Raw genomic sequence first — 10246 nt, 5'->3', positions numbered from 1 at the left:
CGACAACGTCATCGCCGTCGACCGCAAGGGCGTGCTCTGGCGCGGCCGGCCCGAGGATATGAGCCAGTGGAAGAGCGCCCATGCCGTCGACACCGACGCCCGCGACCTCACCGACGCCATCAAGGGCGCCGACGTGTTCATCGGCCTGTCGGCCAAGGGCACCCTGACCCAGGACCACGTGAAGACCATGGCGGCGCGGCCGATCATCTTCGCGATGGCCAATCCGGACCCGGAGATCACGCCTGAGGAAGTCCACGCCGTGCGGCCCGACGCCATCGTCGCCACCGGCCGCAGCGATTATCCGAACCAGGTCAACAACGTGCTGGGCTTTCCCTACATCTTCCGCGGCGCCCTGGATGTGCGCGCCCGGCGGGTGAACATGGAAATGAAGATCGCCTGCGCCAACGCCCTGGCGATGCTGGCGCGCGAGGATGTGCCCGACGAGGTGGCCGCCGCCTATCACGGCGCACAGCTGAAGTTCGGGCCGGAGTACATCATCCCGACGCCGTTCGATCCGCGTTTGATCTCCTATATCCCGCCGTTCATCGCCCAGGCGGCGATGGACACCGGCGTGGCCCGCAAGCCGATTGAGGACATGGACGCCTATCGCGCCTCGCTGGCCCAGCGGCTGGATCCCACGGCGGCCTTCCTGCAGAAGCTGCAGGGCGCGGTGATGTCGGCCCCGCCGCGCAAGATCGTCTTCGCCGAGGGCGAGGAACTGAGCGTGATCCGGGCGGCCTATGCGTTCCAGTCGGCGGGCCTTGGCCAGGCGGTGCTGGTCGGCCGTGAGAACCTGGTCCACGAGAATATGCGCCTCGCCGGGCTGGACCCGCTGGAAACCGGGATCGAGGTGATCAACGCCCGACTCTCGCCGTGGAACGACGCCGCCGTCGACTATCTTTATGGCCGTCTGCAGCGCGAAGGCTTCCTGAGACGCGACGTGCAGCGGCTGATCAATCAGGACCGCAACGTGTTCGCGGCCTCGATGGTGGCTCTGGGCCACGCAGACGGCATGGTCACCGGCGTCACCCGCAACTTTGACCAGGCGCTGGAAGAGGTGCTGAACGTCATCGATCCGGCGTCCGATGGCCGCGTCATCGGCATGAGCGCGGTGATGGCCAAGGGCCGCACCTTGTTCATCGCCGACACCAATGTCACCGAAATGCCGGAGGCCGCCGACCGGGTGGAGATCGCCATCGAGGCGGCCCGCGCGGTCCGCACCCTGGGCTATGAGCCGCGCGTGGCGTTCATGAGCTATTCGACGTTCGGCAACCCGATGGGCCTGCGCTCGGAAAAGGTGCGCGAGGCCGTGGCCATGCTGGACGAGCTCGACGGCGTCGATTTCGAATACGAGGGCGAGATGCCGCCGGAGCTGGCGCTGGAGCCGGAGGCGCGCGGCAACTATCCGTTCATGCGCCTGTCCGGTCCGGCCAATGTGCTGATCATGCCGGCGATCCACTCCGCGGCGATCTCGACCCAGCTGATTCAGTCCCTGGGCGGCGCCACGGTGATCGGCCCGATCCTGCTGGGCCTCGACCGCGCGGTGCAGATATGTCCGCTCTCCGCCTCGGTCTCCAAGATCCTGCACATGGCCACCTTCTGCGCCTACGACCGGCCGCTGGTGGAGATTGACGGCTAGCGACCTCCGCCTCTCCCCGCAGACGGGCTACGCGGTTTGCCGATAGCCATCCATAGAAAAAGGGCGACCGCATCGCCGCGGCCGCCCCATTCCGTTCAGCGGAGGTCGAACGCCTCTAGGCGTCCGCGGCTTCCGCCTGCTTGGCCGACAGGTCCTCGCCGGTTTCCTGGTCGACGACCTTCATCGACAGGCGGGTCTTGCCGCGGTCGTCGAAGCCCAGGAGCTTGACCTTCACCGACTGGCCCTCAGTCAGCACGTCGGAGACCTTGTTGACCCGCTCGTTGGCGATCTGGCTGACGTGCACCAGGCCGTCCTTCGCGCCGAAGAAGTTCACGAAGGCGCCGAAGTCGACGATCTTGACGACCTTGCCGGTGTAGATGGCGTTGAGTTCCGGCTCCGAGGCGATCGACTTGATCCACTCCTTGGCCGCGTCGATCTTCGACTGCTCGGCGGCCGCGATCTTGATCGTGCCGTCCTCGCCGATATCGATCTTGGCGCCGGTCTCGGCGGTGATCTCGCGGATCACCTTGCCGCCTGAACCGATCACTTCGCGGATCTTGTCCACCGGGATCTTGATGGTCTCGATCTTCGGAGCATATTCGCCCAGCTCGTGACGCGGGGCTTCCATGGCCTTGTTCATCTCGGCCAGGATGTGCTCTCGACCGCCCTTCGCCTGGGCCAGCGCCTGCTTCATGATCGCCTCGGTGATGCCGGGGATCTTGATGTCCATCTGCAGCGAGGTGATGCCGTCGGCGGTGCCGGCGACCTTGAAGTCCATGTCGCCGAGGTGGTCTTCGTCGCCGAGGATGTCGGAGAGCACGGCAAAGCCGTCCGCCTCCAGGATCAGGCCCATGGCGATGCCGGAGACCGGCTTCTTCAGGGGCACGCCGGCATCCATCAGGGCCAGCGAGGATCCGCAGACCGAGGCCATCGAGGACGAGCCGTTGGACTCGAAGATCTCGGAGACCAGGCGGATGGTGTAGGGGAACTCTTCGACGCTCGGCAGCATCGGGCGGATCGCCCGCCACGCCAGCTTGCCGTGGCCCACTTCACGGCGCCCGGGCGCGCCCATGCGGCCGGTTTCCCCCACGGAGAAGGGGGGGAAATTGTAGTGCAGCATGAACTTCTCATAGTACTTGCCGTCGAGCGCATCCATCAGTTGCTCGTCGTCGCCGGTGCCCAGCGTGGCCACGACCAGGGCCTGGGTCTCGCCGCGGGTGAACAGCGCCGAACCGTGGGCGCGGCTGAGCACGCCGACTTCCGACACGATCTGGCGGACCTGATCGACCTTGCGCCCGTCGATGCGGATGCCGGTGTCCAGGATGTTGCGGCGCACGACGTCGGCTTCCAGTTCCTTGAATACACCGCCCAGCTTGTTGGGGCTGACGCCCGCCGGATTGGCGTCGGACTTGCCGAACTTCTCGGTGGCCTTGGCCTTGGCCTTGCCCACCGCGTCCTGGCGCTCGCCCTTGGCGACGATCTTGTAGGCGGCGGCGAGATCCTTGCCGATCAGCTTCTTGACGTCGGCTTTGATGGCGTCGGTGTCGTCCGGCTTGAAGTCGAAGGGCTCCTTGGCGGAGTGGTCGGCCAGCGCGATGATCGCGTCGATCACCGGCTGCATGCCGGCGTGGGCGAACATCACGCCCTTCAGCACGTCGTCTTCCGACAGTTCCTGGATCTCGGACTCGACCATCATGACGGCGTCATGGGTGCCGGCGACCACCAGGTCCATCCGGCTGTCCTTCATTTCCTCGATGGTCGGGTTGAGCACATAGGCGCCGTTGACCAGGCCCACCCGGGCGCCGGCGATAGGGCCCATGAACGGGGCGCCGGAAATCACCAGGGCCGCGGAGGCCGCGACCAGGGCGACGATGTCCGGATCGTTTTCAAGGTCGTGGGCGAGCACGGTGCACACCACCTGGACCTCGTTCTTGAAGCCCTTGACGAACAGCGGCCGGATCGGACGGTCGATCAGGCGGCTCGTCAGAGTCTCTTTCTGCGACGGGGCGCCTTCGCGGCGGGGGAAGGAGCCGGGAATCTTGCCGGCGGCGTAGAATTTTTCCTGATAGTTCACGGTCAAGGGAAAGAAGTCCTGGCCGGGCTTGGCGGTCTTGGCGAACACCGCGGTGGCCAGCACCATGGTCTCGCCGTAGGTGGCTAGCACCGCGCCGTCAGCCTGACGGGCCATGCGGCCGGTTTCGAGCGTCAGCGTCTTGCCGCCCCACTCGAGAGTCTTGCGTTTGATGTCGAACATTTGTCGCTTCTTTCTATCCCGGCGGGCGCATTCCCGGCGGGGGCGGACAGGGATCGGTCTTCCGAAATCCTCTCCAGATGAACAGGCGATGAGGACTTCGTTGGAGCCCTCGGCGTGTGTATGCGGCGGCCCCTCACTGAAGGGGTCGCCAGTGCCGCATGGGCCCCCCTGCCTGTTACGGGGGAGCGGCGATGAAGTTCATCTCAGGCTGGTTCTAGAATTATAAGCCTTTGATAAATCAGTAGTCTTAAAACCTATCGGCGCAGGCCGAGGGTCTCGATCAGCTTCTGATAGCGGTCCGCATCGGACGTCTTCAGGTGATCCAGGAGCGACCGCCGCGCGGACACGAGCTTGAGCAGCCCGCGGCGCGAGTGGTTGTCCTTCTTGTGGGTCTTGAAGTGTTCGGTGAGGTTGGCGATCCGTTCGGACATGATCGCCACCTGGACTTCGGCGCTGCCCGTATCCGCGTCACCGCGGGCATGGGTCTTGATAACTTCCGCCTTGCGTTCGGCCGTAATCGACATCGATCAGTCTCCGCTCTCCAAAAGAAAGACCCGCGAGGGTTCGAGCCGTCCCGCGCGCATCTCGCAAAGGGCGACGATCCTTCCGCCCGCCATGGCTGAAACGGTGCGCGAGCCAGGCTTGAGCCTGGCTTTGACACCCTCGACCTGTCGGGGAACGAGAACGATCGACCGTCCCTGCTTCAGCCGGAAAGCGTCTTCGGCGGTCACGGCCAGCTCCGGGATGTCGTCCAGGGCGGTCTCGACCGGAAGCAATAGCTCCGACTGGCGGGCCTTATGCCCTAAATCCTCAAGCATTTCCAGCGTCACGGCGGAGGCCTCGTCAAAGCCGCCGACGCGGGTCCGCCGCAGGTCGCTGACGTGCCCGCAGGCGCCCAGCGCCAAGGCCAGATCGCGGACGATGGCGCGGACATAGGTGCCCTTGCCGCAGGCGATCTCCAGCGTCACATGGTCGGCGTCCGGCGCGTCGGCCACGCGGGCGGAATGGACGGTGACGATGCGCGCGGCCAGCTCGAAAACCTCGCCGGCGCGGGCCAGGTCGTAGGCGCGCTCCCCGTCCACCTTGATCGCCGAATAGGCCGGCGGAACCTGGCTGATCTCGCCAACAAACGCCGGCAGGGCGGCCTCGACCTCGGCCACCGTGGGCCGCGCGTCCGACTGCGCTGTGGTCTCGCCCTCGCGGTCGTAGGTGGCCGTTGTGCGGCCCCAGGCGATGGTGAAGCGATAGCCCTTGTCGGCGTCGACCAGGAACGGGACGGTCTTGGTCGCCTCGCCCAGCGCGATCGGCAGGATGCCGGTGGCCAACGGATCCAGCGTCCCGGCGTGGCCGGCCTTCTGGGCGTTGAAGGCTCGGCGCACGCGGCTGACCGCGTGGGTCGAGGTCAGGTCGTAGGGCTTGTCGAGGCAGATCCAGCCGGAGACCGAATCGCCCTTGCGGCGACGGCCCACTAGTCCTGACCGCCTGGGCTGTCGGCCTGATCCGCCAGGCTGCCCCCCGGGGGGGCGTCGGGCGCCAGATCCTGGGCGACGCGCGGGTCCTGGAACAGCCGGGTCATCCGCGCGGCCTGGTCGAAGCTCTCATCGTGCAGGAACTTCAGCGCCGGGGTGAATTTCATGTCGATGGCGTGGCCCAGCCGTCCGCGCAGGAACTTGTGGTGACGGTTCAGCGCCTTGACGATGTCGTGCGACCGCTCGCCGCCGCCCAGGGGCTCGACGAAGATGGTGGCGTTGCGCAGGTCCGGGCTCATGCGGACTTCGGTCAACGTCACCGACGCCCCGGCCAGCACCGGATCGCTGATCTCATCGGCGCGGAGAATCTCCACCAGGGCGTGGCGCATCAGCTCGCCGGCGCGCAGCTGTCGCTGAGAAGGGCCGCGCGGCGCGGCGCGGGTGGGCGCGGCAGGACGTTTCATGGTGAGGGCTCGCTTGGGGCCTGGGACGCGGATCGGACGCGCCGACGCAGGGAAGGCCGGGCTTCTAGGGCTGGCGGGCCGGCGAGTCCAGCGCTACGCCGTTGACGCTTGAGCCGCGGCCCGGTCATCAATATTCGCAGTTGCGACTTCGTTGCATAAACCTCTGACACCTGGGAGTGATATCTTGGCGAAACCGAAGACGACGCGAGCCAATCCGGCCCTGCGGCTCGCGTTCATCCGGCAGTGGCACGTCTACATCAGCGTCTTCGTGGCTCCGAGCCTGCTGTTCTTCGCCCTGACGGGCGCACTGCAGACCTTCCGCATCCCCGACCTTAAGACCGCGCCGGTGGTGATGCAGAAGCTGGCGCGGCTGCACAAGGACGACGTCTTCGCGGTCGATCCTCCCCGGATCGCGCAGCCTGAGGTCGTGGCTCCGGAAGCCGTCAAGCCGCCGGAGGCCAAGGCTGAGGAACCGCGGCCGGCGAGGTCCACAACCGTGATGAAGTGGTTCTTCGCCGCTGTTGCGCTGGCGGTGGCGACCACCACGCTCCTGGGCCTGTGGATGGCGCTCGCCTACAGCCGTCGCAAGGCGCTGATGTGGGCGATCCTGATCGCCGGCGCCGCGGCGCCGGTGCTGATCCTGATGCTTTAGGGCTGAGCCGTCCGGACCTCAGATCCCTTCCCAATCAGGCTGGAACGCCGGAGCATGACCCCCGCGCCGCCCAGCCCCAGGATCAACAGCGCCCAGGACGCCGGTTCCGGCACGGCCGTGAGACCGGACCCGTCAAATCCGTGGCTTCCGAAATCGCCGCGACCCGAGCCGTGGGCGCCGGCCCCCAGGCAATCGTTGGAGATGGCGTTGGTGTCCATGGTCACCGCGCCGTTGAGGGCGAGCGCCCGGCCGCAGAGCAGCTTTGCCGCGGTGACGAGGGTGATGCTCTGGTCGGCCAGGATATTGCCGGCGAACAAGGTTCCGGACCCAAGCGTCGCCGAACTGCCGACGTCCCAGTAGAGGCCACTTCCCGGGCCGCCGTTCAGCACCGTCACCGACGACCCGGTCGCGGTGGTCAGAGTCGTACCGATCTGAAAGACGAACCGCTGGTCCGGATGGCCGGCGAAATCGAGCACCAGCCCGCCAGTCAGTTGGGCCGACGAGGAAAACCGGTAGACCCCGGGCGTCAGGACCCCGACCGAGCCCAGATCCACGCCGCTGAGATCGGTGGTGAACGGCAGGCTGTCGAGCAGGCCGAATGCGTTCGACGCATCGCGCTGAGCCTGCCGGGCGACGGGATCGGCCAGATGGACCGCGCCGACCAGGGTGATCGACCCCAACCCGGTGAGCGCGCTTCCGGGATAGACGCCGAGGTCTCCGTAGATCGACGTCGGGCCGGTGTTGGTCACCGTCGATCCGGCGAGCACCGCGAAGGTCCGCGCCGTCTGCAGGAGGGTCGCCGCCGAGGGCGCCGAGGCGCCGCACAGGATCAGGGCGAACGGCGCGACGGCGGCCAGGCAGCCGAGGCGCGGGCCGCGGGGATTGCGGGTTTTCATATCGACCTCCGGACAACCGCCGCCGATCGGCGAATGCCGAGGCCTGCGGTTCACAAACCCGATCTGCTGGATGGCGACGGCGTCCCCGGCAGGCGGGACAGGCGCGCTTTGTCAGCGCCCTCGGCTGCCTAACACCGGCAAGCGGCGATAGGTTGCGGGTGCGGCTGCGTGGGCCCTCAGAGCTTCAGGCGCAGGGTTGAAAAATCACCGTCGAAGCTGGTCAGCTTCCAGGCGCCGTTCTCCTTGGTGAAGGTCAGGACACAGGGGCCGTCCTTCTTTTTCGTGGCGCAGACCCGGCCGTCCGGCAGGGTCTTGAGCGCCGCAGCGATGGCCACCGCGCTGGGGATCTTGGTGTCGGACCTGTAGCCGTACTGTTCGGCCACCGTGCGGAAGGTCTTGGGCTGCACCAGGGCCTTGTCGGCGAAGTCGATCACCGACGGCCCCAGCAGGCGGGCCAGGCCCTGCATCCTGTCGTCCTTGCCGATGCGGTCGGCGAGCCTGGCGGAAAGCTCCCGCTTCAGGGCGTCGTGATCGACATGGGCGTCAAAGGCGGCGCCATCGTTGTCGCGGATCGAGACCAGCAGGGCGTGGACGTCGTTGGCGGCATCCAGGCGCTGCACGGAGGCGCAGGCGGCGAGCGCCAGTACCATCAGGCTCAACAGGACGACGCGCATGGCTCGGGCTCCCTTCGCCGGTGATCGATGGATAGCGCTTCAAGAGGGCCAGATCGAGGCCTGGTCCTATGCCGCAGCATCAAGCCATCTCGAGCAAAGCCGGTGACCCAAGCGCGAAGGACCTCGGATTGCTCCGAAGCCCTTGCTTTCATCGGCGGTGACGAAGGATCACAGCGTCCGCTTGACCTCTTCGAGGGTGAAGCACTCGATGGTGTCGCCGGCCTTGATGTCCTGGAAGCCGGCGAAGGCCATGCCGCACTCGGTGCCCGACTGGACCTGATCGACCTCGTCCTTGAAGCGCTTGAGCGTCTGCAGGGTGCCCAGCTCGAGCACCACGATGTCGGCGCGGATGATCCGGACGCGGGCGCCCTTGCGGACCACACCCTCGGTGACCCGGCATCCGGCCACGCGGCCGATCTTGGAGATGTCGAACGCCTGCAGCACCTCGGCGTTGCCGAGGAAGGTTTCGCGCTGGATCGGCGCCAGCATGCCCGAGAGCACGCCTTTGATGTCGTCCAGGAGGTCGTAAATGATCGCGTAGTAGCGGATCTCCACGCCCTCGCGCTCGGCCAGGTCGCGGGCCTGTTTCGAGGCGCGGACGTTGAAGCCGAGGATCGCGGCGTTCGCCCCTTTGGCCAGCATGACGTCGCTCTCGCTGATCGCGCCGGCGCCCGACAGAATGATCCGCGCGCGGACTTCCTCGGTGCCGATCTTCTCCAGGGAGCCGACGATGGCCTCCACTGAGCCCTGCACGTCGGCCTTGATCACCAGCGGCAGTTCCGAGGCCTTCTTGTCGGTGATCTTCGACATCATTTCGGCGAGCGAGTTGCCCTGGGCGGGCGCCCCGGCCTTCTCGCGCTTGACGCGGACGCGATAGGCGGTGAGTTCGCGGGCGCGGGCTTCGTTCTCGACCACGGCGAAGGGATCGCCGGGCGCCGGCGTCCCATCGAGGCCAAGGATCTCCACCGGCACGGAGGGACCGGCCTCGGTGACCTGTTCCTCACGCTCGTTGAGCAGGGCGCGAACCTTGCCCCAGTGGTCGCCGGCCACGACGATGTCGCCGCGCCGCAGGGTGCCGCGCTTGACCAGGACGGTGGAGACCGCGCCGCGGCCGCGATCCAGCTTGGCCTCGATCACCACGCCGTCGGAGACGCGGTCGGGATTGGCCTTCAGGTCAAGGACTTCGGCCTGCAGCAGAATGGCTTCCAGCAGGTTGTCGAGGCCGGTCTTTGCCTTGGCCGAGACCTCGATGACCTGGGTTTCACCGCCCAGGCTCTCGACGACGATCTCGTGCTGCAGCAGTTCGTTGATCACCCGCGTCGGATCGGCGCCGGGCTTGTCCATCTTGTTGATCGCCACGATCAGCGGCGCGCCGGCGGACCGGGCGTGATTGATCGCCTCGATGGTCTGGGGCATCACCCCGTCGTCGGCGGCGACCACCAGGACCACGATGTCGGTGACCGTCGCGCCGCGCATGCGCATGGCCGAGAAGGCGGCGTGGCCGGGCGTATCGAGGAAGGTGACGCGCTGGCCGTCTGGCAGATGCACCTGATAGGCGCCGATGTGTTGGGTGATGCCGCCGTGCTCACCGGAGACCACGTCGGTGGCGCGAAGGGCGTCCAGCAGCGAGGTCTTGCCGTGGTCGACATGGCCCATGATCGTGATCACCGGCGGGCGGGTGACCTGATGGTCGTCCACGTCCTCGGCGCCGATGAAGCCCTCCTCGACGTCGGCTTCGGAGACCCGGCGCACGGTATGGCCGAATTCGGTGGCCACCAGCTCGGCGGTGTCGTTGTCGATGACGTCGCCGCTCTTCAGCATGACGCCCTGGCGCATCAGGAACTTGATGATCTCGGCGCCGCGGATAGCCATCCGGTTGGCCAGTTCGGCCACGGTGATGACGTCGGGGATGACCACTTCACGGGCCGCGCGGGCCTGCTCCTGCGAGCCGCCCTTGCGCTTTTCACGCTCGCGTTCCCGAGCCCGGCGGACCGAGGCGAGGGACCGCATCCGATCAACGGCGCCCTCGTCGTCTCCGGCGACCGCCTGGATGGTCAGCCGGCCTTCGCGGCGCTGCGGAGCGCCCTTGGCGCGGCTGATCGCCTTGGAGGGCGCGGCGCCCCCCTTGCGGCCGTCATCATCGTCAGGACGCCGGTCCATGGCCGCGCCGCCGGGGCGCGGCGCCTGGCGTGTGGCGC

At 67.2% G+C, this 10246-nt stretch carries 9 protein-coding genes; 2 read left to right on the top strand and 7 right to left on the bottom strand.

From position 1 onward, the window contains the following. Positions 1–1639, top strand: a 1639-nt coding sequence (locus RMN86_RS03025; RefSeq protein WP_309604348.1) for a phosphate acyltransferase, incomplete at its 5' end; no start/stop codon positions are given. Between the two features lie 115 nt (positions 1640–1754). Here the strand turns inward: RMN86_RS03025 and pnp are convergent. From pnp to rbfA, 4 genes are all read right to left on the bottom strand, one after another. Then, positions 1755–3893: a polyribonucleotide nucleotidyltransferase gene (pnp, locus tag RMN86_RS03020; RefSeq protein WP_309604347.1), complete on the bottom strand. Its 2139-nt coding sequence runs from the start codon at positions 3891–3893 to the stop codon at positions 1755–1757. A 254-nt stretch (positions 3894–4147) separates the two neighbouring features. Then, positions 4148–4417 (bottom strand): 30S ribosomal protein S15, encoded by a 270-nt coding sequence (gene rpsO, locus RMN86_RS03015; RefSeq protein ID WP_309604346.1) that lies wholly within the window; start codon positions 4415–4417, stop codon positions 4148–4150. A 3-nt stretch (positions 4418–4420) separates the two neighbouring features. After that, the gene (truB, locus tag RMN86_RS03010; protein ID WP_309604345.1) at positions 4421–5362 is read right to left on the bottom strand and encodes a tRNA pseudouridine(55) synthase TruB; all 942 of its coding nucleotides are present in this window, start codon (positions 5360–5362) and stop codon (positions 4421–4423) included. Then, a complete protein-coding gene (rbfA, locus tag RMN86_RS03005; RefSeq protein ID WP_309604344.1) occupies positions 5362–5826 on the bottom strand; it encodes a 30S ribosome-binding factor RbfA in 465 nt (154 codons plus the stop codon). Before rbfA ends, truB begins: the two co-directional genes overlap by 1 nt. A 184-nt stretch (positions 5827–6010) precedes the next feature. Here rbfA and RMN86_RS03000 point away from each other — a divergent pair, with 184 nt between their 5' ends. Next, positions 6011–6478 carry a hypothetical protein gene (locus RMN86_RS03000; protein WP_309604343.1) on the top strand — a complete coding sequence of 156 codons (468 nt, stop codon included), beginning with the start codon at positions 6011–6013 and terminating at the stop codon, positions 6476–6478. Here the strand turns inward: RMN86_RS03000 and RMN86_RS02995 are convergent. The 3 genes from RMN86_RS02995 to infB form a co-directional block, all read right to left on the bottom strand. Further along, complete coding sequence (locus tag RMN86_RS02995; protein WP_309604342.1) at positions 6475–7374, bottom strand: ice-binding family protein; 900 nt, start codon at positions 7372–7374, stop codon at positions 6475–6477. The genes RMN86_RS03000 and RMN86_RS02995 overlap by 4 nt on opposite strands. Positions 7375–7550: 176 nt before the next feature. Beyond that, positions 7551–8048 carry a DUF2939 domain-containing protein gene (locus RMN86_RS02990; protein WP_309604341.1) on the bottom strand — a complete coding sequence of 166 codons (498 nt, stop codon included), beginning with the start codon at positions 8046–8048 and terminating at the stop codon, positions 7551–7553. 168 nt (positions 8049–8216) lie between these two features. Continuing rightward, positions 8217–10246: translation initiation factor IF-2 (gene infB / locus RMN86_RS02985; protein ID WP_309604340.1), on the bottom strand; the 2030-nt coding region annotated here is incomplete at its 5' end.

Origin of the sequence: Phenylobacterium sp. (assembly GCF_031360265.1) — a bacterium.
Classification (GTDB): domain Bacteria; phylum Pseudomonadota; class Alphaproteobacteria; order Caulobacterales; family Caulobacteraceae; genus Phenylobacterium.
This window is presented reverse-complemented; position numbering and strand designations above follow the sequence as displayed.